This window comes from Mesorhizobium sp. WSM4828, from assembly GCF_055811175.1.
The window spans coordinates 247-20,650 of the sequence record NZ_JBVVQK010000017.1 but is presented as its reverse complement, the minus strand read 5'-3'; the positions used below and the strand labels follow the sequence as shown (position 1 = coordinate 20,650).

General features: G+C 62.3%; 23 protein-coding genes. 14 read left to right on the top strand and 9 right to left on the bottom strand.

What is annotated here, in order from left to right; translation table 11 throughout:
• Positions 1 to 216 precede the first annotated feature (216 nt).
• From ettA to AC0L2X_RS19455, 6 genes are all read left to right on the top strand, one after another.
• Positions 217 to 1,866 carry an energy-dependent translational throttle protein EttA gene (gene ettA, locus AC0L2X_RS19480; RefSeq protein WP_352453385.1) on the top strand — a complete coding sequence of 550 codons (1,650 nt, stop codon included), beginning with the start codon at positions 217 to 219 and terminating at the stop codon, positions 1,864 to 1,866.
• 59 nt (positions 1,867 to 1,925) lie between these two features.
• Positions 1,926 to 2,162, top strand: coding sequence for a type II toxin-antitoxin system RelB family antitoxin (gene relB, locus AC0L2X_RS19475; protein ID WP_473561411.1), 237 nt, complete (start codon positions 1,926 to 1,928; stop codon positions 2,160 to 2,162).
• A gap of 2 nt (positions 2,163 to 2,164) precedes the next feature.
• The gene (locus tag AC0L2X_RS19470; protein WP_473501666.1) at positions 2,165 to 2,428 is read left to right on the top strand and encodes a type II toxin-antitoxin system RelE family toxin; all 264 of its coding nucleotides are present in this window, start codon (positions 2,165 to 2,167) and stop codon (positions 2,426 to 2,428) included.
• A complete protein-coding gene (gene tam, locus AC0L2X_RS19465; RefSeq protein ID WP_473561410.1) occupies positions 2,425 to 3,204 on the top strand; it encodes a trans-aconitate 2-methyltransferase in 780 nt (259 codons plus the stop codon). The genes AC0L2X_RS19470 and tam overlap by 4 nt, the downstream gene beginning before the upstream one ends.
• A 259-nt stretch (positions 3,205 to 3,463) precedes the next feature.
• Positions 3,464 to 3,802: a hypothetical protein gene (locus AC0L2X_RS19460; protein ID WP_473600262.1), complete on the top strand. Its 339-nt coding sequence runs from the start codon at positions 3,464 to 3,466 to the stop codon at positions 3,800 to 3,802.
• 121 nt (positions 3,803 to 3,923) lie between these two features.
• On the top strand, positions 3,924 to 5,045 hold the full coding sequence (locus AC0L2X_RS19455; protein ID WP_352709690.1) for a beta-ketoacyl-ACP synthase III: 1,122 nt from the start codon (positions 3,924 to 3,926) through the stop codon (positions 5,043 to 5,045).
• Positions 5,046 to 5,129: 84 nt separating this feature from the next.
• On the opposite strand, the gene AC0L2X_RS19450 is transcribed toward AC0L2X_RS19455, so the two are convergent.
• Positions 5,130 to 5,696, bottom strand: a complete 567-nt coding sequence (locus tag AC0L2X_RS19450; protein ID WP_473561406.1) for a methyltransferase family protein — start codon at positions 5,694 to 5,696, stop codon at positions 5,130 to 5,132.
• A gap of 205 nt (positions 5,697 to 5,901) precedes the next feature.
• Between AC0L2X_RS19450 and AC0L2X_RS19445 the strand changes: the two genes are divergently transcribed.
• Positions 5,902 to 6,519, top strand: a complete 618-nt coding sequence (locus tag AC0L2X_RS19445; protein ID WP_473561404.1) for an MOSC domain-containing protein — start codon at positions 5,902 to 5,904, stop codon at positions 6,517 to 6,519.
• A gap of 287 nt (positions 6,520 to 6,806) precedes the next feature.
• On the opposite strand, the gene AC0L2X_RS19440 is transcribed toward AC0L2X_RS19445, so the two are convergent.
• On the bottom strand, positions 6,807 to 7,118 hold the full coding sequence (locus AC0L2X_RS19440) for a DUF2293 domain-containing protein (RefSeq protein ID WP_473561402.1): 312 nt from the start codon (positions 7,116 to 7,118) through the stop codon (positions 6,807 to 6,809).
• Positions 7,115 to 7,639 (bottom strand): tRNA (N6-threonylcarbamoyladenosine(37)-N6)-methyltransferase TrmO, encoded by a 525-nt coding sequence (tsaA, locus tag AC0L2X_RS19435; RefSeq protein ID WP_473561448.1) that lies wholly within the window; start codon positions 7,637 to 7,639, stop codon positions 7,115 to 7,117. The genes AC0L2X_RS19440 and tsaA overlap by 4 nt, the downstream gene beginning before the upstream one ends.
• A 142-nt stretch (positions 7,640 to 7,781) precedes the next feature.
• Here tsaA and AC0L2X_RS19430 point away from each other — a divergent pair, with 142 nt between their 5' ends.
• The 4 genes from AC0L2X_RS19430 (at position 7,782) to AC0L2X_RS19415 (ending at position 11,419) form a co-directional block, all read left to right on the top strand.
• On the top strand, positions 7,782 to 8,804 hold the full coding sequence (locus AC0L2X_RS19430) for an ArsR/SmtB family transcription factor (RefSeq protein WP_352564449.1): 1,023 nt from the start codon (positions 7,782 to 7,784) through the stop codon (positions 8,802 to 8,804).
• Positions 8,804 to 9,721, top strand: a complete 918-nt coding sequence (gene metF / locus AC0L2X_RS19425; RefSeq protein ID WP_352564450.1) for a methylenetetrahydrofolate reductase [NAD(P)H] — start codon at positions 8,804 to 8,806, stop codon at positions 9,719 to 9,721. Before AC0L2X_RS19430 ends, metF begins: the two co-directional genes overlap by 1 nt.
• A 570-nt stretch (positions 9,722 to 10,291) precedes the next feature.
• A complete protein-coding gene (locus AC0L2X_RS19420; protein ID WP_352749581.1) occupies positions 10,292 to 10,729 on the top strand; it encodes an MbcA/ParS/Xre antitoxin family protein in 438 nt (145 codons plus the stop codon).
• On the top strand, positions 10,730 to 11,419 hold the full coding sequence (locus AC0L2X_RS19415; protein ID WP_473561401.1) for an RES family NAD+ phosphorylase: 690 nt from the start codon (positions 10,730 to 10,732) through the stop codon (positions 11,417 to 11,419). It begins immediately after the preceding gene.
• A gap of 8 nt (positions 11,420 to 11,427) precedes the next feature.
• Here AC0L2X_RS19415 and AC0L2X_RS19410 read toward each other — a convergent pair whose 3' ends face one another.
• Positions 11,428 to 12,345, bottom strand: a complete 918-nt coding sequence (locus AC0L2X_RS19410; protein ID WP_352492722.1) for a DMT family transporter — start codon at positions 12,343 to 12,345, stop codon at positions 11,428 to 11,430.
• 225 nt (positions 12,346 to 12,570) lie between these two features.
• On the opposite strand from AC0L2X_RS19410, the gene AC0L2X_RS19405 reads away from it, so the two are divergent.
• On the top strand, positions 12,571 to 13,791 hold the full coding sequence (locus AC0L2X_RS19405) for an alanine racemase (RefSeq protein ID WP_023721223.1): 1,221 nt from the start codon (positions 12,571 to 12,573) through the stop codon (positions 13,789 to 13,791).
• A gap of 84 nt (positions 13,792 to 13,875) precedes the next feature.
• On the opposite strand, the gene AC0L2X_RS19400 is transcribed toward AC0L2X_RS19405, so the two are convergent.
• Complete coding sequence (locus tag AC0L2X_RS19400; protein WP_473561399.1) at positions 13,876 to 14,607, bottom strand: SDR family oxidoreductase; 732 nt, start codon at positions 14,605 to 14,607, stop codon at positions 13,876 to 13,878.
• Between the two features lie 123 nt (positions 14,608 to 14,730).
• Between AC0L2X_RS19400 and AC0L2X_RS19395 the strand changes: the two genes are divergently transcribed.
• Positions 14,731 to 15,624: a LysR family transcriptional regulator gene (locus tag AC0L2X_RS19395; RefSeq protein ID WP_473561397.1), complete on the top strand. Its 894-nt coding sequence runs from the start codon at positions 14,731 to 14,733 to the stop codon at positions 15,622 to 15,624.
• Positions 15,625 to 15,761: 137 nt separating this feature from the next.
• Here AC0L2X_RS19395 and AC0L2X_RS19390 read toward each other — a convergent pair whose 3' ends face one another.
• Both AC0L2X_RS19390 and AC0L2X_RS19385 read right to left on the bottom strand, forming a co-directional pair.
• Positions 15,762 to 16,934: a lytic murein transglycosylase gene (locus tag AC0L2X_RS19390; protein ID WP_473561395.1), complete on the bottom strand. Its 1,173-nt coding sequence runs from the start codon at positions 16,932 to 16,934 to the stop codon at positions 15,762 to 15,764.
• Positions 16,935 to 17,014: 80 nt separating this feature from the next.
• Positions 17,015 to 17,812 (bottom strand): glycoside hydrolase family 25 protein, encoded by a 798-nt coding sequence (locus AC0L2X_RS19385; RefSeq protein ID WP_473561393.1) that lies wholly within the window; start codon positions 17,810 to 17,812, stop codon positions 17,015 to 17,017.
• Positions 17,813 to 18,243: 431 nt separating this feature from the next.
• On the opposite strand from AC0L2X_RS19385, the gene AC0L2X_RS19380 reads away from it, so the two are divergent.
• Positions 18,244 to 19,623, top strand: coding sequence for a serine hydrolase domain-containing protein (locus AC0L2X_RS19380; protein ID WP_473600261.1), 1,380 nt, complete (start codon positions 18,244 to 18,246; stop codon positions 19,621 to 19,623).
• A 42-nt stretch (positions 19,624 to 19,665) separates the two neighbouring features.
• On the opposite strand, the gene AC0L2X_RS19375 is transcribed toward AC0L2X_RS19380, so the two are convergent.
• Positions 19,666 to 19,974 carry a HigA family addiction module antitoxin gene (locus AC0L2X_RS19375; protein WP_473561390.1) on the bottom strand — a complete coding sequence of 103 codons (309 nt, stop codon included), beginning with the start codon at positions 19,972 to 19,974 and terminating at the stop codon, positions 19,666 to 19,668.
• Between the two features lie 230 nt (positions 19,975 to 20,204).
• Positions 20,205 to 20,404 (bottom strand): hypothetical protein (locus tag AC0L2X_RS19370; RefSeq protein WP_473561388.1); only part of this gene is annotated, 200 nt, incomplete at its 5' end.

Sequence of the window (20,404 nt, the reverse complement as noted above, 5' to 3'; positions counted from 1 at the left end):
GGCTGCCAGCGATTTCCCATCCAACACTGTTTTGACGCGGAATGGTTAACCGGAGCTTTCGCCCGGGCGCCGGCACGAAATGAAGCGGCTAAGCGTTTGCGGGTGCGACCAAAACCGCTTGGGACCAAAACTGTTTGCCGTTCGGGGCCGCATCGCTTACATAGCGCCCAACTTCCATTCAATCCGACATCAGTCGACTTTTCAGGGAAAGCGCGCGTGGCACGCCAGTTCATCTATCACATGGCCGGCCTCAACAAGGCCTACGGCACCAAGAAGGTGCTCGAGAACATTCATCTGTCCTTCTACCCGGACGCCAAGATCGGCATCCTCGGCCCCAACGGCGCCGGCAAGTCGACGATCCTCAAGATCATGGCCGGCATCGACAAGGAGTGGAGCGGCGAGGCCTGGCTGGCCGAAGGCGCTACCGTCGGTTACCTGGCGCAGGAGCCGGCGCTCGATCCGAACAAGAACGTGTTCGAGAACGTCATGGAAGGCGTCGCCGCCAAGACCGCCATCATCGAGCGCTACAACGAATTGATGATGAACTATTCCGACGAGACGGCGGACGAGTCGGCCAAGCTGCAGGACGAGATGGACCGGCTCAACCTGTGGGATCTCGAACAGCAGGTCGAGATGGCGATGGAGGCGCTCGGCTGCCCGCCCAAGGAGGCCGATGTCACCAAGCTGTCGGGCGGCGAGCGCCGCCGCGTCGCGCTCTGCCAGCTACTGCTGCGCCAGCCCGACCTTCTGCTGCTTGACGAGCCGACCAACCATCTCGACGCCGAGACGACGGCGTGGCTGGAAAAGCATCTGCGCGCCTATCCGGGCGCGGTGATGATCATCACCCACGATCGCTACTTCCTCGACAACGTCACCGGCTGGATCCTCGAGCTCGATCGCGGCCGCGGTATCCCGTACGAAGGCAACTACACCAAATATCTCGAAGCCAAGGCCAAGCGCCTCAAGCAGGAGGGCCGCGAGGACGATGCGCGCCAGCGGGCGATCGGCCGCGAGCGCGAGTGGATCCAGTCCAGCCCGAAGGCAAGGCAGACCAAGTCGAAAGCCCGTATCCAGGCGTTCCAGGATCTGCTGGATGCAGCCGACAAGCGGCGTCCGAGCGACACCCAGATCGTCATTCCGCATGGCGAACGGCTCGGCAATGTGGTGATCGAGGTCGAGGGCCTGTCGAAGGGCTTTGGCGACACGCTTTTGATCGACGATCTCGAATTTAAGCTGCCGCCGGGCGGCATCGTCGGCGTCATCGGCCCGAACGGCGCTGGCAAGACGACGCTGTTCCGCATGATCACCGGCCAGGAAAAGCCGGACGCCGGCACCATCCGCGTCGGCGAGACGGTCAAGCTCGGTTATGTCGATCAGAGCCGCGACGCACTCGACCCGACCAAGACCGTCTGGGAAGAGATTTCGGGCGGCGCCGAAGTGGTCAAGCTCGGCAAGTTCGAAGCCAATACCCGCGCCTATTGCGCGTCGTTCAATTTCCGCGGCGGCGACCAGCAGCAAAAGGTCGGCAACCTGTCCGGCGGGCAGCGCAACCGCGTGCATCTGGCCAAGATGCTGAAGACCGGCGGCAACGTGCTGCTGCTCGACGAACCGACCAACGATCTCGATACCGAAACGCTGGCCGCACTTGAAGACGCGCTCGAGAGTTTCGCCGGCTGCGCCGTCATCATCTCGCACGATCGCATGTTCCTCGATCGCCTGGCGACGCACATCCTCGCCTTCGAGGGCGACAGCCATGTCGAATGGTTCGAAGGCAATTTCGAGGATTACGAGCAGGACAAGATCCGCCGCCTCGGCCCAGAAGCGGTCAACCCGCACAGGATGACGTATAAGCGGCTGACGAGGTAGGGAACGGATTGGTTGCAAGCATTCCAGGCTGCTCGTAGAATTACCGGAAGGAGACAAACATGCTTAATGTGGAACTTCCGACCGCGCTGGAAAAACGCCTCGAGATCGTGGCAAGGAAAACTGGCCGGACAAAACACGACGTAGTCGTTGAGGCCATTGTCGAGCAAATTCAGGATTTGGAGGACGGACTAATCGCCCTCGAGCGCCTTAACGATGGTGAAGGTGAATGGCTTTCTCTGGCCGAAGTTAAGGAACGACTGGGATTGGACGATGCAAGCGACCGCAGTGACGGTTGATCGTGTGGACAATTCGTGTCGAGAAGCGCGCACTGAAGGATATCTCCAGATTGCAAAGGTCCGATCAGCGTCGGATTGTCGACTTCCTGGAAAACAGGCTCGCCCCGCGCGATAATCCACGCGAACTTGGCGAAGCGCTAACAGGACCGCTTGCGGGCCTCTGGAAATATCGTGTGGGTTCATTCCGAATTCTGACAAGGATCGACGATAGCGCCGTCGCAATTTGGGTGGTTCAAGTCGGCGACCGTCGCGAGGTCTATCGATGAATACCGTCGCGAAGGTGAGACCAGACTGGTCCGCCGCCCAATATCTCAAATTCGAGGATGAGCGCACTCGCCCAGCGCGCGATCTCCTTGCGCAGGTGCCGGTTCAGGAACCGCGCCGGGTTGTCGATATTGGCTGCGGGCCGGGCAATTCGACCGAATTGCTGGTCGAGCGCTGGCCGCAGGCGCAGATCAGCGGCTTCGATACCTCGCCCGACATGATCGAGAAGGCCAAGGCGCGCCTTCCCGGCGTCAGCTTTGGCTTGGCGGATGCGGCGACGTGGCAGCCGGCCGAACCGGTCGACGTGATCTTTGCAAATGCGGTGTTTCAGTGGCTGCCGGAGCATCCGGCGGTCTTCCAGCGGCTGATGGGATTTCTGGCGCCCGGCGGCGCGCTTGCCGTGCAGATGCCGGACAATATGGCCGAGCCTTCGCACCGGCTGATGCGGGAGACCGCGGCCGAGATGCCGTTTGCCGAAAAGCTCGAGCGCGCGGCCCGCGCGCCGCTGCCGCCGGTCGCGTTCTACTACGACCTTTTGTCGCCATTCTCGGATCGGCTCGATATCTGGCACACGATCTACAACCATCCGCTGGCCGATGCCGAGGCGATCGTCGAATGGGTGAAGTCGACCGGGTTGAAGCCGTTCCTCGATCCGCTCGACGAGAACGAGCGGCTCCTTTTCCTGAAGCGCTACACGGCCAGGATCAGCGAAGCCTATCCGAAAACGGCAAGCGGCAAGGTATTGCTGCGCTTTCCCCGTATCTTCATCGTGGCGTAGAGACCGTTTGGAAATTCTACTCTGGCGGCCATCTGATGGCGTTTTCTGCGCTTCCGGTGCTCACGGACCTAAATGTCCGCTGCGCTCCGGTTCTCGAAACCACCACCATATGACTCGCCAGAACGAATTTCGAAACAGTCTCTTAGAAAGTTTTGGTCACACCCAAAAACAGTGCATGGCGGATGCTTGACCGGCTTTGGCCGTCATGCGCATCTCGCTGGGGCAGGGATAACGGCCCTTCATGGGCCATGGGGGGTGGATGATGACACTGAAAAAGATAGTTTTCGGCGGCAGTATTTGTGCGGCCGCTGTGCTTGCCTTTTCGATATCGGCGCAGGCCAAGCGAGCGCGCTGCTTCACCAGCGACGACGGCTATTTCTCCTGCAGCTACCGGGCGCTGGACGATGCCGGCAGCTTTCGCATCTCGGCGCCGGGCTATCCAACTTACGTCCTGGAGATCGACGGGCCGGGTTTTGCCTATGGCTATGTCAATCTCGGCCGCCGCAACGTGCCGCTGCCCGGGCAATTCGTGCGCAGCCGCGATGACGGTGCCTGCTGGAACAACCCGCAGACCAATACCAAGCTCTGCGCCTGGTAAAGACTGTTTCCAGGGACTTGATTTAAGCCGGCATAAACTGGCTAGGTGCAAAAGAGGTTGCGCCGAGCTTTTTGCGGCGTCGACATGAAGCCGCAACGCCTGCGCACGGGACGAACTGGAAATGCATCGCGTCATCATCAGCGGCATCGGCGTTGAGATCCCCGAAGCTTCGATCACCAATGAGGAACTCGTCGCCAGCTTCAACAGCTGGGTGGACATGGAGAACGTCCGCCGCGAGGTCTCGGGCGAGCCGCTGCTGCAGAAATCGGACAGTGCCTTCATCGTCCATGCCTCGGGCGTCCAGACCCGCCATGTCATCGAACGGGAGGGCATCCTCGACCCGACCCGTATGGCGCCGCGTTTCCCGGCGCGGCCCGACGATGCGCTGTCGCTGGAGGCCGAGTTCGGCATCGCCTCGGCCAGCAAGGCGCTCGATCATGCCGGGCTGAAACCTGGGGATATCGACCTGGTGATCTGCTCGGCCTCGCACCATCAGCGGCCCTATCCGGCGATCGCCATCGAAATGCAGCAGGCGCTAGGGACGAAAGGCGCCGGCTTCGATATGGGGCTTGGCTGCTCTTCGGCGGCGGCGGCGTTGCACATCGCGGTCAATCTGGTGCGGGCAGGGGCGCATAAACGCGTGCTGGTGACGACGCCGGAGATCATCACCGGGCATCTCAATTTTCGCGACCGGCAGACGCATTTCATCTTCGGCGACGCTTCCGTGTCGATGATCGTCGAGGGGCTCGCGCAGGGCGAGAAGCGGCCGGGGCGCTTCGAGGTGCTCGACACGCGCACCTGGACGCAGATGTCGAACAGCATCCGCACCAATCTCGGTTATTACACCCGCGCCACCCAGGACGATCCATACATGATCGATCTGGAAGGCAATCTGATCAAGCAGATCGGCAACAAGGTGTTCAAGGAAGTCACCGTCGCCGGCCACAAGTTCATCGTCGAATTCCTGGCCGAGCACGGGCTGACGCCGCAAGCGATCCGGCGCTTCTGGCTGCATCAGGCCAATGCGCGGATGAACGCCATGATCCTGAAACTGTCGTTCGGCCATGACGTCGACCATGACCGCGCGCCGATGGTGCTGGAGCGCCTCGGCAACACCGCCGCCGCCGGTGCCATCATCGCCCTGTCGGAGAACCATGCCGATATGAAGGCCGGCGACTACGGCCTGCTCTGCGCCTTCGGCGCCGGCTACTCGATCGGCGGCGCGCTGTTACGCATGCTTTAGATTTTTGTTTTATGCATGTCGTTGTCCCAAAACCGCTGTGCACCCTCGGTTCAAGCCCGAGGGCATGCTTTTGGGCGACATGCATTAGCTCGGCGCGAACGGCACCAGCATCGGAACGCGCCTGGCATAGTCGTCGTAAGAGCTACCCAGTTCGCCGCGCAGAAAACGTTCCTCCAGCCTTGCCTTCATGACGATGCCGGCGGTGAGAACGATGGCACCGGCAACGCCCCAGAGGGTGCCTTTCGCCGCCATGGTGGCGAGGATTGCCAGAAGCAGCCCGGTGTAGATCGGGTGGCGGACCAGCCGGTAGGGGCCGCTGTCGATGACGCGGTGCTCTGCCTTGGCGGTGACCGTGCCCGACCACAGGCGGCCGAGATGCAGCCGCGCCCACCAGGCAAATGCCAGGCCGGCGGCAATCAGGGCGACGCAGATCCACGCTTCGGCAAGGTTCGGCGTCCAAAGCCTCAGCGAGCCGGCATAACCGTGCGCCGGGATGAAGAGCAGGATCGTGCCGACCACCAGCACCGCCCGGTAGGGCAGTTCCGCCCTAAAGCCGGCGCGTTTTTTCACCCGGTCGGCCCAGAAGGCGGCCGCGGCCCATGAGATAACCCAGAGCAGCCAGAGCTGTGCGATTGCCGATGCGGGATGCATGATAACCTCTGCAGGCTTGACCTGATCGATATTATCAACCGATGCAGCGCGGCAGCAATGCGGCACGCTTTTGCAAGGGCTGATTCAACCAGGAAGCTGGTGGTGCCGCCCCGTATCAGCCGCCTTGATTGGAGCATCAACGCTTTCGACTGGACCCCATAAATCGACTTCGGCTAATTGCATCCCGTCGCTAGGAATGAAACCAATGCCGGATCTGTTTCCCGCAACCGAAAATCCGGTCGAGATCGTGCCGGCGCGAAAACTCGCCGCCAGGGTGACGGCGCTCTATCTCGCACCATTCGATCGTTTTGAGACGCGAGCGGTGGATGCACTGCAGCTCGGTTTCGACGGTATCGAGGGCGATTTCCATGCCGGCACGACGCGGCGCTCCGGCGGGCGGGAACCCTGGTATCCGCGCGGCACCGAGATACGCAACGAGCGGCAATTGTCGATCGTGGCAGCGGACGAACTCGCAATCGTTGCCGAACGGATGGGCATTACCGCGATCAAGCCGGAATGGATCGGCGCCAATCTCCTGATCGAAGGCCTGCCGCACCTCTCGATGCTGCCATCCGGCTCGCTGCTGTTCTTCAAAGGCGGCACGACCGTCAAGATCGACGCGCAGAATGGGCCTTGCAGGATCGCCGGGCGATCGGTCGCCGAAAATGCCGGGATGGCCGACCACGAGGCCGGCGCGCTGCTGTTCCCGAAAGCGGCGAAGCGCTTGCGCGGCCTCGTCGCCTGGGTCGAGAAGCCCGGCACGATCGCCGCCGGCGAGGAGATATCGGTGCGCGTGCCCGAGCAGTGGATTTACCGGGCCTGAAGGTGAGTCCAGGCAAGGCGGTGTTGCCAGTCGAAGCCGCGTTCCTTCGTACCCCTATATCCTGCAGGGCAGAGGGGCACTGTCCCTCGACCTCTCAAAACCCAAGCTGAAACGAAGTCGCGATTCAACGCTGAAGGCGAGCAAACTTTGTTCTTGCTTTGTGCCGGCAGCTATGCTACTAATTTACGTATGGTGCCAATTGGCTCCAACGACCCGCCTCCCGAGGCGGGTTTTTTGTTGCCGACCTGACGTCGGCGGGACAGAGGGGGCGCCGCAGAACCCATCCTCTACGCCTCATCCTCATCGTCGAGCAGACGGGTGGCACGCCAGCGGGTCAGCACGATGTTGGTTTGTTCGATGACGAAGAAGCGCGCGGAATCGCGGTCATAGCCGTCGGCCAGCAGCTTTTCGTAGTCGGTGTGGGCGTGACGAATATGCGCAATCGTCGCCAGCCACACGGCAATGCTCGGCGGCAAGCTCTTCATGTGCACGGCGCCGGCATCGGCACGGATCTTTTCCATGTCGGCATAAGGCGCCAGCGGCAGAAGCGCTGTCAGCGTCTTGGCGATGGCGCGGCGGCGGCCGGTCGGGGCGCTCACTGCTCGTCCGATCTGGACGTCTCGTTCCGCCCAGCCATGGTCGCCTCGGCGAAGGCATCGGTCGAGGCGAAATAGGGCTTGATGTCGATGACCGGCGTGCCATCGAGCACGTCGATGGCGTCAAGCTCGACGCGGCCGGTGTCGATGTCGAGTGCGACGAGCTTGGCGACATGCAGTCCGACAGGATTCGGCCGGGCAGGGGAGCGCAGCGAAAAGGCGCCTTTCGGCTCCGTGGCATGGCGGGGTTTCTGGATAATCAGTTGCCGCGGCGCATGGTGCAGCCAGGACAGGACGATCACGTGGCTGGCGCGTTCCAGCCCAAGCAGGCCGCCCCGATAGAGCGGATCGATCGTGAGAACCGCCGGCTGTCCCGTCTCCCGCGCTGCCTTCATGTTCTTGGGGCAGGTCTCCCGCGTGACCCAAGGCGAAGCGATGCGGCCGATGAAGACGACATGGCCATCCGGCGGCATCGTTGCCGGGTCGGTTTCCAGAAGCTTTTCGCCGCTGCGCGTTTCGAACATGGGTCTCGCCTCGATCATGCCTGCGGCCTTGCGCGGTCCGCCACGCATGCGTCATTTTCTTGTCCGGAAGCGACATAGCGCTTGCAAGCCTATCAAAACCGACATAAACATATGTTTATATCTTTTCAAAGAGAATGCTCGCATGCATGTCGCTCTCGACACGATGGTAGATACATTGAAGGCGGCTGCCGAATCCAGCCGGCTGCGCATATTGGCGCTGCTGTCGCGCGGCGATCTGACCGTGTCCGATCTCACCGAAATCCTCGGCCAATCGCAGCCGCGCGTCTCGCGCCATTTGAAATTGCTGCTGGAGGCAGGGCTGATCGGCCGCTACCAGGAGGGCTCGTGGGCGTTCTTCCGGCTATCGGATTCCGACTCCTCGCGCGATTTCGTGCTGAGGCTGGTTTCCGGCATCCGCGGCGCCGATCCGCAGGTCGAGCGTGATCTCGAACGGCTGGCCGCGGTCAAGCGCAAGCGGCAGGACCGGGCTGCCGAATATTTCTCGGTAAACGCCGCAAGCTGGGACCATATCCGCTCGCTGCATGTGCCGGACCGCGCGGTCGAGGCAGCCCTCATCAAAGTCGTCGGCAAGCGGCCGTTCCAGTCGATGCTCGATCTCGGCACCGGCACCGGACGGCTGCTCGAGATCTTTTCGCCGCTCTATCGGCGCGGCGTCGGCATCGACATGTCGCGCGAGATGCTAACTGTGGCGCGCGCCAATCTCGACAAGGCGGGCGTTTCGAATGCGCAGGTGCGCCAGGGCGACATTTTTGCGCCGCCGGTCGAGCGCGACGCCTTCGACCTCGTTACCATCCATCAGGTGCTGCACTATCTCGACGATCCCGCCCGCGCCATCCGCGAGGCGGCGCGGCTGTTGCGCCCGGCCGGCCGGCTGGTGATCGTCGATTTCGCGCCGCACACGCTGGAGTTCTTGCGCGAGGAGCACGCGCATATGCGCCTCGGCTTTTCCGACCGGCAAATTGGCGACTGGTTTTCCGAGGCGGGCCTCGACCTCGAGGACAGCCAGGAATTCGAGCCGCGCGGCGGCAACGAGGCCAAGCTCACCGTCAAACTCTGGCTCGGCCGCGATCGGCGCATGCTGATTGCCGAGCCTTCCAACGACAGACAACCGGCCAATGCGTATCCGATAGGGGAAACCGCCTGATGAACCAGTTCCGCTTCTCCCGCCGCCCCGACATCGGCGACAAGGTCAGGGTTTCGTTCGAGTTCTTTCCACCGAAGAACGACGACATGGAAGCAAGGCTGTGGGACACGGTCACCCGGCTTGAGCCGCTCAGGCCGAAATTCGTTTCGGTCACCTACGGCGCCGGTGGTTCGACCCGCGAGCGCACGGCCCGCACCGTCAAGCGTATCCTCAACGAAACGACGCTGACGCCGGCGGCGCACATGACCTGCGTCGATGCGGCGCGCCACGAGGTCGATGCGGTGATCCGGGAGTTCGCCGATATGGGCGTCAAGCGTTTCGTAGCACTGCGCGGCGATCCGGCCGAGGGCGTCGGCGCGGCCTACCGGCCGCATCCGGAAGGCTATGCCAATGGCGCCGAACTGGTCGATGCGCTGAAGGGCGCCGGCGATTTCGACATATCGGTCTCGGCCTATCCGGAAAAACATCCGGAAAGCCCGGATTTCGCCACCGACTTCGACATGCTGAAGCGCAAGGCCGACAACGGAGCGACGCGGGCGATCACGCAGTTCTTCTTCGACAACGATCTCTATGAGCGCTACGTCGAGCGGGCACGGCGGGCCGGCATTTACATACCAATCGTGCCGGGCATATTGCCGGTGCACAATTTCACCCAGGTCGCCAACTTCTCGGCGCGGTGCGGCGCCTTGGTGCCGGCATGGCTGGCCGAGCGCTTCGATGGGCTGCAGAACGACCCGCAAACGCATGCGCTGGTGGCGTCTGCCGTGGCGGCCGAGCAGGTGCTGGACCTTGTCGAGCGCGGCGTCGGCGATTTCCACTTCTACACGATGAACCGGGCCGATCTGGTCTTTGCCATCTGCCACATGATCGGCATCAGGTCGCACGAAGTCGAGGCGGCGGGATCCGCCGCGGCGTAGGCCCGTCCCAAATGCAAAAGGCCGGGCAAAATGCCCGGCCTTTTCAATGATTTGGAGTATTCGGTGCTGGTCTTCCCCCGCTCAGCGGCCTTATGGAAGGACGCCCATAATGAGGGCGCCGATGAATGCAAACGCAGCACAAATCATCAATGCGTTGATCGGCCTCGTCAGTCCCATGTCATAGCCTCCTCTTAAAGAGCTATGGCGAGAGTCTAGGGTCATTTGTGCCACAGGCAAGCAGAAACTTTGCTGCAATGCGACGAGATTGTGGAATTTGCGACCTGCCGTTTGCCGTTAGGCATTGAAACTCTTTGTCAAAAGCCGGCTCGGGACCTGTGAATAATTTGTGGCAAAGCCGGGGCAGCAACGAGAATGGCAGCGCTACCGCCGCAGAGATCGGAAATCGATTTTCGCACCGAACCGAAGATTCGAGGCATCCTTTGCACGTCCAGCCGGATGCCGGACGCTACATGAAGCGAAGGGCGACCAGCAGCGCGTTGTGAGGATAGCCCGGGACTTGAATAGGCTGCCAATTGGCAGTATATAGCCTGCCAAGTGATGGAGGTCGGAATGAGTGTCGCTTATGCGGTTCGCGATCCTGCAAATCAGGCTTTGCCGGCAAATCTGGCGGATGCCTCGGCACGGGCGCGGATCACGCCAGCTGCTGTTGCCGGCATCGTCAGGCTCGCAGACATCTGGCATCTGACCAGCACCGAGATCTGTACCTTGATCGGCGACGTATCGGAGAGAACCTGGTTCCGCATGAAGAAAGGCGAGTGGGAGGGCGTTCTCTCCCAGGATTCGCTGACACGCATCAGCGCCCTGATCGGCATCTTCAAGGGACTGCGGCTTCTGTTTTCCGAGGCGCTTGCCGATGAATGGGTGCGGTTGCCGAACAAAGGGCCTCTTTATGGTGGCCGGCGCCCCCTGGACGTGATGATCGAGGGCGGCATTCCGAAACTGCTGCAGGTTCGCCAACACATCGACGCCTTGCGCGGTGGACTTTGAATGCAGATCCCGCCGCGCGCTGATATTTCCCAGCGCGACACGATCCGGCTGATTTCGACAGGCAGGCTCAAGGAGCCGGTCCTGATGCCGTTGGCCAGGAATCATGGGGATTTGGAGGACCTTGCGGAGCTCGAAGGAGCCACCGGCGGCCGTCTTCAGGCGCAGCAAGGGGGATTGCCCGACCTCGATCCGCGCGAACTGGTGTTCGGGAGGCCGGGCTACACCTTCATCAATGCGGCGTTCGCTTACACCCGTCCGGGCGGCAATCGTTTCAACGATGATGCCAGGGGCGCCTGGTACTGTGCATTCGATGTAAAAACCGCGCTCGGCGAGGTCTCGTTTCATCTGACGCGCGAGCTTGCCGCGATCGAACGGTTCGAAAACGCCACCGACTATGCGGAGCTCGTTGCCGACTTCATAGGCTCGTTTCACGATCTGCGCGGTGCTGAGTTCAGCAAGGACCCGGTGCTCGATCCGGATACCGCCTTAGCCTATCCGGCCGGTCAGGCGCTGGCGAAACAACTCCGCAAGCAAGACGCCGCGACCGGTCTTGTGTATCCTTCCGTGAGACATGTTGGCGGGACCTGCCTTGCCGCCTTCCTTCCCGATCTCGTTCAGAATCTCCGGCAAGGCGGTATCTGGCGTCTGGAATGGCAGGGTTCATCTGTTCCCGCGATCACGCCCATATAGCGCCATCTTTAGCGCCGCCCGAACAGGCGACCGTCGATAGTGACGAGGCCGAGCGCGATCAGCGCCATGCCACCGAGTTCGAACAGTTCGAGCCGCTCGCCCAGGAACAGGAAGCCGAGCAGGATGGCACTGGCCGGCACGATGAGCGTGACCAGCGAGGCGTTGGTGGCGCCGGCCGAAGCGACCAGGTTGAAATAGAGGATATAGGCGAAGGCCGTCGACAGCAGCGCCAGCGCCAGCACCGCCGCCCAGACCGGCGGCGAGGCCGAAAACAGATTGGCAGTGCCATGGCTAAGCAGCACGACCGGGACCATGATGATGGTCGAGCAAGTCAATTGGCCGGTGGCAATGACCGGTGACGGCACACCCTTGAAGCGGCGGGCAATCATCAGCGCCACCGCATAGGAAACCGAGGCGCCGATCAGCGCGAATTTCGCCCAGACCGGGCCGCCGAGCCCGGCAATCAGGCCGGGACCGATCATCACCGCCGTTCCCGCGATACCGAGGGCGATGCCGGCGAGCTTGTTCCATGACAGCTTTTCGTCGCTGGTCAGGGCGTTGGCGAGGATCAGCGTCCAGAACGGCGTCGTCGAATTGAGCACCGAGGCGACGCCGGCGCCAAGCTCGGTCTGGCCAGCAAAGATCAGCGAGAAGGGGATGACATTGTTGGCGAGCGCCAGCAGGAAGAACAGGCCGGCATGCGGCAAAGCGAGGCGAAAGGACGGGCCGCGGACCGCAAGATAGAGCTGCAGTGCCGCCGCCGCGATGGTGACGCGGAACAGCACCAGCACCAGCGGCGGAAGTTCCGCCACGGCAATGCGGGCAAAGAAGAACGAACCGCCCCAGATGGCGCCGAGCAGCAGAAGCTGCGCCCAGTCTTTGAGCACCATCGGCCCGCGCATCGTGGTGGTGGCAGCTATCGCCATTGGTCGTCCTCCCAGACGAGATGCCTTGCTCGTCAGGCGTCTGTTCACGCCATATCCGATCCGGCCGCAAGGGCCACCCGAAACCTGAGCGATGGCCTGGCTCGCCCATAACCGGCGGTACAGAACGGCGTAGCGCCGCGAAGCCGGGGCGGCGAGACATAGAATTGTTTTCATTAGCCGCTAGCTTCGATTAATTGTGCGCAGCCTCAGTCAAGGGATTCATCCATGCAGCGATTCGAAAATGCCCGCGAGGCAGCGCTGGCGCTTCGCCCGGACGATCCGATCTATTGCTTCCGCCCGCAAGTGCTGAAGGCGGACGCCAAACAGTTCATGGGCATGTTTCCCGGCAAGACCGCCTATGCGGTCAAGACCAATGGCGAGCAGATCGTGCTCAACGCCCTGGTCGAGGCCGGCGTCAGCGCCTTCGATGTGGCCTCGCCCGGCGAATTCGCCGCCGTGCGCGCCGTCTCGCCCGACGCCGAGATGCTCTACATGCACCCGGTCAAGGCGCAGTCGGACATCAGGCTGGCGCTGGAAAAATACGCCATCCGCGTCATTTCGCTCGACCATGAGGACGAGATCACCAAGCTGACCAGGGTGGTGCGGGCGCTCGACATCGATCCGGGCGCCATCACCGTGTTCGTCCGCATCCAGACGAAAGGCTCGGCGGCCTACGAGCTGTCGAAGAAGTTCGGCGCCGGGCCTGCCAATGCGGTGGAACTCGCCGAACGGCTGAACCGGACCGGCTACAAGGTCGGGCTGTGCTTTCACGTCGGCAGCCAGATCGAGGATCCCGACACCTATGAGCGGGCGCTGGCCTCCGCCGACTGGGTGCGCAACCGCGTCGGTTTCGACATTGCCGGGCTCGATGTCGGCGGCGGCTTTCCGGCCGAATACGGTCATGATCCGAACAGCCGCAAACCGGAAATGCCGTCGCTCGGCCAGATCATGTCGCGCCTGTCGGGCGACCTGCAGGAGTACCAGTTCGACCAGATGCCGCTGGTGGCCGAGCCCGGCCGGGTGATCGTGGCGCGCTGCCTGTCGCTGATTGTGCGTGTGCTGCTGCGCAAGGGCAAAAGGCTCTACATCAATGACGGCATCTGGGCGTCGCTGTCGGATTCATGGACCGGCAAGATCACGCTGCCGGCGCGCTTCATCCCCGATCCGGCGATCCGCTCGCGCAATGGCGAGGACAAGACCATCGTGCCGTTCAAGGTCTGCGGCGCGACCTGCGATTCCGTCGATATATTGTCGCGGCCGTTCTGGTTGCCCGAAACCGTCGATACCGGCGATTGGATCGAGATCGGCCATATCGGCGCCTATTCGCTGTCGCTCCGAACACGGTTCAACGGCTTCTATCCCGATACTTTCGTCGAGGTGGCGACGCCATTCGACGAAGGCGATGCGCCGCAGGGGTTTGCCAGCCTGGAGACGATGGCGGATTAGGGAATAGTGAGTAGTGAGTAGTGAGTAGTGAGTAGAAGCAGTTCGTTACTCACTACTTACTACTTACTACTTACTACTTACTACTCAGGCTACCCCGCCGCCGGCCTGGATATTCGCGCCAGTCAGCCAGCGAGCTTCGTCCGAGGCGAGGAAAGCCGCGACATCGGCGACGTCGCGCGGCGCTCCGATCCGGCCGAAGGGCGACATGCCGGCGGCCACGGCGCGGTCCCGTTCGGGGAGCAAGTCGGTGTCGGTGAAGCCTGGCGAAAGCGCATTCACGGTAACGGCGCGCGGGCCGAGTTCGCGCGAGAGGACGCGGACGAACTGCTCGACGGCTCCCTTGCTGCCGAGATAGAGCGCCGTGTGCGTGAAGAACATCCTGGTTCCACCGGTGGAGACGGCAATGATACGGCCACCGTCGCGAACGCGGCGCGCCGCCTCCTGAAGCGTGAAGAAGGTGCCCTTGGCATTGGCGCCGAAGACGTGATCGAAGTCCGCTTCGGTGGCCTCGACGAGCGGCTTTATGACCGCGACACCGACATTGGCGACGACGATGTCAATCGGCCCCATCTGCCGTTCGGTTTCCTCGAACAGCCTGCGAATATCAGGGATGCCGGAGACGTCCGCCTGGATGGCGATCGCTTTTCCGCTATTTCCCTCAATGGCGGCAACGACCTCCCTGGCTGCCTTCTCGTTGCCGACATAGTTGACGACCACGGCAGCACCCTTGGCCGCGAGCCCCTCCGCGATGGCGCGTCCGATGCCGCGCGAACTGCCGGTCACAAGTGCGGTTTTGCCTTCGAGTGGACGATGCATGGCTTCTCCTTCCGTCTGATGACGGCCGCCTCGATCGAGCGGCGTTCCAGGGAAAGCTAGGGGCATGCTATTGCTCAGAGAATAGCCTATTATCTAACTGACCTGTTAAGCCTGGGGTACATAATGCGAGGAAGCGAGTTTTCCGAACTCACGGCGTTTGCAGCAATCATCGAAGAGGGCAGCTTCGTCCGCGCCGCGGCCAAGCTCAGGATTTCGCCTCCAGCACTCAGCCAGACGATACGCGGGCTGGAAGAGCGTCTCGGTGTCCGCCTGCTCAACCGCACCACGCGCAGCATGTCGCCGACCGCCGAGGGCGAGAAGCTGTTTGCCCGCATCGCACCGGCGTTCGGCGAACTGGAAGGGGCCGTTGCCGACGCGCATGCGTCACGCGGCCGGCCGGCAGGCTCGCTGCGCATCAATGTTCCGCGCATCGCCGCCACGCGTTTCATCGCGCCGATCCTGGGCGATTTCCGCCGCGCCTATCCCGATATCGCCCTCACAATCATCGTCGACGACATGCTCACCGACATCGTCGAGGGCCGCTTCGATGCCGGGATCAGACTGGGTGAGCGGCTGCACAAGGACATGGTGGCGGTGAAACTCAGCGAGGAACTCGAAATGGCCGCAGTGGCGGCGCCGAGCTATCTCGAGCATCACCCGATACCCCGTCACCCCGCGGACCTGCATCAGCACCAGTGCATCAATTTCCAGTGGCCGAGCGGCGGCAATCTTTATCGATGGGAGTTCGCCCGGGGCCAACGTGCCTTGGAAGTGGCCGTCAGCGGCGGCCTGACGGTCAACGATACGGAACTGATGATCGGGGCAGTTCTGGATGGGGTCGGCGTGGCGTACATGATGGAATATCAGGTCCGGCCGTGGATCGAAGCGGGAAAGCTAATCCGCTTTCTCGAAGCCTGGTCGCCGAGATTTCCGGGTTTTTATCTATATCACGCGAGTTCCCGGCAGGTTCCCGCGCCGCTGCGAGCCTTTATCGATTTCCTGCTGGCGAGGGAGTGATGTGAATAGTGAATAGTGAATAGTGAATAGTGAATAGTGAATAGTGAATAGTGAATAGTGAATAGTGAATAGTGAATAGTAGTAGCTCTGGTGCTCTGTGCGGCTCCGGTGCTATTCCTTTTCACCATTCACCACCGTCACAGCCTGGCCAGCAGCTCGGGCGTCGGCCAGCCGTCGACCGGCAGGCCCAGCCGCATCTGCTCCTTGCGGATCGCTTCGCGGGTGTTGCTGCCCAGTATGCCGTCGACGGTGCCGACGTCATAGCCTTTCGCCTCGAGCTTGGTCTGCAGCGCCTTCATCTGGTCGCCGTTGAGGCCGGGTTCGGGGTTGCGCGGATCGAAGCGCGGCGCGCCCCCCAGCCGGGCGGCAAGATTTGCCGCGGTCAGGGCATAGGTGAAGGACTGATTCCACTCGAGATAGACGTCGAAATTGTCGTAGGTCAGGAAGGCTGGCCCCTTGCGGCCCATAGGCAGTGCCAGGCCGGCCTTCATGCCGTTGTCGAGAAGCGGCGTACCGTCGGGCCTGGTAACGCCCCACTGCGCCCACTGCGTCAACGGCAGCTTGTTGGTGCGTCCCGTCTGCTCCCAAGGCAAATCGTCGGGCACGCGGACTTCCTCGATCCAGGGCTGATCGCGCTTCCAGCCGCGCGACTGGATCTTGCTGGCCGTGCTCATGATCACATCAGGCGCGCTGCCGCGCAGGTCGACCAGGCCGTCGCCGTCGCCGTCGACGCCGTGACCGAGATAGTCGGAGGGCAACATCTGCGTCTGGCCGATCTCGCCGGCCCAGGCACCGGTGACGTCGGCCGGCACCACGCCGCGATCGATCAACATCAGCAGCGGCACGATCTGTGGCCGGAACAGCTGCGGGCGGCGGCAGTCATGTGAGAGGCTCACCAGCGCGTTCAGTGTGTGGAAATCGCCTTGCACGGCACCAAAATCGGTTTCCAGGGCCCAGAAGGCGGCGATGACCGGCGCCTGCACGCCGAATTGGCGATCGGCGCGGGCAAAGACCTCGGCATATTTTTGCAGGTTGGCCGCACCTTGCTTCAGCCGATGCGACGAGATCATGCGGTTCGAGAATTCGATGAAGGTCTGGGTGAAGACGCCTTGGGCGCGGTCGCGTGCCAATGCCTTCTCATCGAGGGTGGCGTTTTCCAGCGCATCAAGGCCGGCAGCGCCGACGCCAGCCGCCCTGGCCTCCGCCGCCACACCCTGCTTCCATGCCTCGAAATCGCCGCCGCATTGCTCTGCCGCGGCCGGTACGGCGCACAGGAGCAGCGCCGCGAGAAGTCCAAAGCGCAATCGCATCGCTATCCTTCCAAGAAGATTACCGGCGGTTGCAGGCATTCGTCATTGGCTGTGTCGAAAAGCAGGCGACAGGCCCGGTGTCAACGGGTGTTCTGCCGCAACCACTTCTTCCAGGCGGCTTCGGAGCCGTTGAAGACGCTGATGTCGGCGTTTCCGGCCATGCCCGGCACGACGCCCGTTCCGGTATACTGCCAGAAGGTGAAGGGATGGCTGCCGTATTTCTGGCGCGGGTGCCCGGCGACGGAGCGCAGCCAGTAGGGGTAATTGCGGAAGCCCGATAAACCATTATCTTCGAAGAAGTCGACCGAGGTGTAGATGATCGGCTTCTTGCCGTAGTGTTTTTCGACGATTTCGAGGAATGTGCTCATCTCGCTGCGTACCGTGGCGGGATCGGGCCGCAGCTTGCAGGTCGGCGATTTCGGGTTCCATTCCATGTCGAGAACCGGCGGCATGGCCGAGCTGTCTTTGGGCACATTCTGGATGAACCAGCGCGCCTGGCTAGCGGCCGGCGTGCAAAAGTAGAAGAAGTGATAGGCGGCGCGGGGAATGCCCGACGCCTTGGTGCGGCTCCAATGCTCGTTGAAAGCTTCATCGAACCGGTCTCCGCCTTCAGTTGCCTTGATGAAGGCGAAGGAGATGCCGCTGGCCCTGGCCGCCGGCCAGTCGATCGAGGTCTGGTATTTGGAGACGTCGGTGCCGTGGACGGCATAGCTCCACGGTGCGCCGCTGTCCCATTCATGCGGGTCGGAATCGGCAAAACGCGGCGCGCGTACCGCAACCGTCGGGGCGCTGGATGACGACAGCGATGGCGTCAGATCCTCGACCGTCGAGCAGGCACCAAGCAGCGTCAGCGTGATGAGAACCGCGAAACGGCGCATCGCTACTTCCCGAGCCGGTTTCAGCCGGCCGCTGATGGGTCTTTCCGCGGGTGGCCCCTCGACCGGGCGCGGCGTGTCTGAAACCGACTTACGCGATGCGCCTTGATCTTCGTTTCATGCATTCCCAAACCGTTGCGCAGTTTTGGGACGCATGCATTCAAGCCCCGCCGGACGGTCACCCCACAGGATCGCCCGGTCTGTCCTAAGCGCATCGTTTCGACGCGCTTAGCTCTTTTGTCTGTGCATGTCGTTGTCCCAGAACCGCTGCGCACCCTCGGGTCAGGCCCAAGGGCATGCTTTTGGGCGACATACACCTGTGATCGCCGATCATGGTTGATATTCGGTTGACGGCGCTCGACAAGAGCCGCGATTTTGCCGAAACAATGGCGGCAAATCGATGACATAGATCGAGCGCGCCGGGGGAACTCAAAATGCAGATCCTTTTGAAGTTCGTCAAATGGCTGCTCGGTCTGGCTGTGCTGGCCGCCGCGATACTCGCCGCCTGGCTGTATTTCGCCCCGCCGGAACTGATCCGCGTCGGCTCCGGTTACGCAGCCAAGATCGTCTGTTCGAACGTCTTCATCGCTGGGCGAGATGCCGACGATGTGCTTGCCGTCGATGTGCAGGCGCCGGGTCATCCGCTGCTGAAGCTGATGAGAGTGTCGGTCGACAAGGAGAAGGGAACGGTTTCGGCGGGCCTGTTCGGTGTGCTCGGCAAGAGTGTCGCGGTTGCGCGCGACGGGCTCGGCTGCGCCTCGGTTCCCGACGGCGATATTGCCGCCGCCGAGGCTGTCGCCGGAGCTGCACCGACGCCGGCGCCACTGCCCGATGCGATCTGGCCGGAGGGCGACAAGGCCGATGCCTCGCAGGATCCAGACCTCGCGAAAGTCCTCGACGATCCAGCAATGACCGGTGTCGGCATGCGGGCGGTCGTGGTGGTCAAGAACGGCCGCATCGTCGCTGAGCGCTATGGCGAAGGCTTTTCCGAAAAGACGCCGCTATTGGGCTGGTCGATGACCAAGACGGTGAATGCGGCGATTGTCGGCACGCTGGTGAAGGACGGCAAGCTGGCGATGACCAACCAGGGCCTGTTCGGTCCCTGGAAGGGAGATGGCCGCGCCGTGATCAGCCTCGCCGACATGATGGCGATGTCGAGCGGGCTGGAATTCAACGAGGATTATGGCGACGTCGCCGACGTAACCCGCATGCTCTATCTCGAACCGGACATGGCGGGCTTTGCCGGATCCAAGCCGCTGACCGGCGAGGTCGGCAAGGTGTTTTCCTATTCGAGCGGCACGGCGGTGATGCTGTCCCGATTGTGGCAGGACGCGATCGGCGACAAGGACAAGGCGCTGGCCTGGCCGACGACCGCGCTGTTCGATCCGCTCGGCATGCACAGCGCGGTGCTAGAGGCCGACGAGCACGGCACCTTCGTCGGCTCATCCTATCTCTATGCCACGGCACGCGACTGGGCGCGCTTCGGCCAGTTCCTGCTGCAGGGCGGCGTCTGGAACGGCAAGGAGATCCTGCCCGCCGGCTTCGTCGACTGGATGCGGGAACCGGCAACTGCGTCGAAGGTCTACGGCAAGGGGCAATTATGGATCGAAGGACCGGGCGACGAAGAAAGACCCGGCGCCGGCATTGCCGCGGGCCTGCCCAAGGACACCTACTGGATGGAGGGGCATGACGGACAAACGGTTGCCATCATCCCCTCGGAGCAGCTGGTTGTGGTCCGGCTCGGCCTGACGCCGGCCAGGCTCGGCTACCGGCCGCAGGCGATGGTGGCGGCGCTGGTCAAGGCACTACACTAAGAGGGGCGCTCCGTTAGAGGAATGCGGCGGTCGCAGTCTTGTCTATGCGGCTGTCGCCAAAGGCTTGGCGCGATCAACACGCGCCCGCTCGTCGGGCGAATTCATAACCGTCCAAAGATCGCTGCGGCGCTGGACGTTCAGCCAGAAATCCGGGCTGTTGCCAAACACCCGCGCCAGAATGAGCGCGGTCGCTGCCGTTACGTTGCGGCGGCCGTTGCACAATTCGTTGACATGCTTGCGCTGGACGCCCATGGCTTCGGCCAAAGCCGCCTGTGTCAGGCCGAGTGGCTGCATGAATTCTTCAGTAAGAATTTCGCCAACCGTTGCTGGCTTGCGTGCGGTCATCAACATGTCTCACCTCACTTATGAAGTTAACGGAAACAAGCGGCTTGTAAATTGGGCGGACATTGAGGAAGTGGGTGTCGTCCACGAAGGGCTCGCAGCCATTCCGTCTCTAAGCCGATGATCATCACATGCGTTCAGCGCGTAGATAATGCACCATTCCTTTGGACATATGGCAACGTGGATTTAGCTGGTTCCAGCTGTAGCCCATCCGGCCGGCGGAAACCTCCCGGATTTCGTCATCCCTGGGCGAAGCAGGAGCGAAGCTCCGTCGCGGAGACCTTGGGATCCATGCCGTAACCTTGGTCGAAGAATGCAGCAGAGCGGAATTCTGCACCGCAGCAGCGCTTTGACGTTACGGCATGCACCATTCCTTTGGACATATGGCAACGTGGATTTAGCTGGTTCCAGCTGTAGCCCATCCGGCCGGCGGAAACCT

Coding starts and splice junctions, on each gene's coding strand:
- AC0L2X_RS19415 (WP_473561401.1), top strand. CDS start 10,730: ATGCAGATCCCGCCGCGCGCTGATATTTCCCAGCGCGACACGATCCGG.
- AC0L2X_RS19390 (WP_473561395.1), bottom strand. CDS start 16,934: ATGCGATTGCGCTTTGGACTTCTCGCGGCGCTGCTCCTGTGCGCCGTA.
- AC0L2X_RS19380 (WP_473600261.1), top strand. CDS start 18,244: ATGCAGATCCTTTTGAAGTTCGTCAAATGGCTGCTCGGTCTGGCTGTG.
- tsaA (WP_473561448.1), bottom strand. CDS start 7,639: ATGTTCGAAACGCGCAGCGGCGAAAAGCTTCTGGAAACCGACCCGGCA.
- AC0L2X_RS19430 (WP_352564449.1), top strand. CDS start 7,782: ATGCATGTCGCTCTCGACACGATGGTAGATACATTGAAGGCGGCTGCC.
- AC0L2X_RS19450 (WP_473561406.1), bottom strand. CDS start 5,696: ATGCATCCCGCATCGGCAATCGCACAGCTCTGGCTGCTCTGGGTTATC.
- AC0L2X_RS19455 (WP_352709690.1), top strand. CDS start 3,924: ATGCATCGCGTCATCATCAGCGGCATCGGCGTTGAGATCCCCGAAGCT.
- AC0L2X_RS19375 (WP_473561390.1), bottom strand. CDS start 19,974: ATGTTGATGACCGCACGCAAGCCAGCAACGGTTGGCGAAATTCTTACT.
- AC0L2X_RS19385 (WP_473561393.1), bottom strand. CDS start 17,812: ATGCGCCGTTTCGCGGTTCTCATCACGCTGACGCTGCTTGGTGCCTGC.
- AC0L2X_RS19460 (WP_473600262.1), top strand. CDS start 3,464: ATGATGACACTGAAAAAGATAGTTTTCGGCGGCAGTATTTGTGCGGCC.
- relB (WP_473561411.1), top strand. CDS start 1,926: ATGCTTAATGTGGAACTTCCGACCGCGCTGGAAAAACGCCTCGAGATC.
- AC0L2X_RS19395 (WP_473561397.1), top strand. CDS start 14,731: ATGCGAGGAAGCGAGTTTTCCGAACTCACGGCGTTTGCAGCAATCATC.
- AC0L2X_RS19445 (WP_473561404.1), top strand. CDS start 5,902: ATGCCGGATCTGTTTCCCGCAACCGAAAATCCGGTCGAGATCGTGCCG.
- AC0L2X_RS19400 (WP_473561399.1), bottom strand. CDS start 14,607: ATGCATCGTCCACTCGAAGGCAAAACCGCACTTGTGACCGGCAGTTCG.
- AC0L2X_RS19420 (WP_352749581.1), top strand. CDS start 10,292: ATGAGTGTCGCTTATGCGGTTCGCGATCCTGCAAATCAGGCTTTGCCG.
- AC0L2X_RS19410 (WP_352492722.1), bottom strand. CDS start 12,345: ATGGCGATAGCTGCCACCACCACGATGCGCGGGCCGATGGTGCTCAAA.
- AC0L2X_RS19405 (WP_023721223.1), top strand. CDS start 12,571: ATGCAGCGATTCGAAAATGCCCGCGAGGCAGCGCTGGCGCTTCGCCCG.
- metF (WP_352564450.1), top strand. CDS start 8,804: ATGAACCAGTTCCGCTTCTCCCGCCGCCCCGACATCGGCGACAAGGTC.
- tam (WP_473561410.1), top strand. CDS start 2,425: ATGAATACCGTCGCGAAGGTGAGACCAGACTGGTCCGCCGCCCAATAT.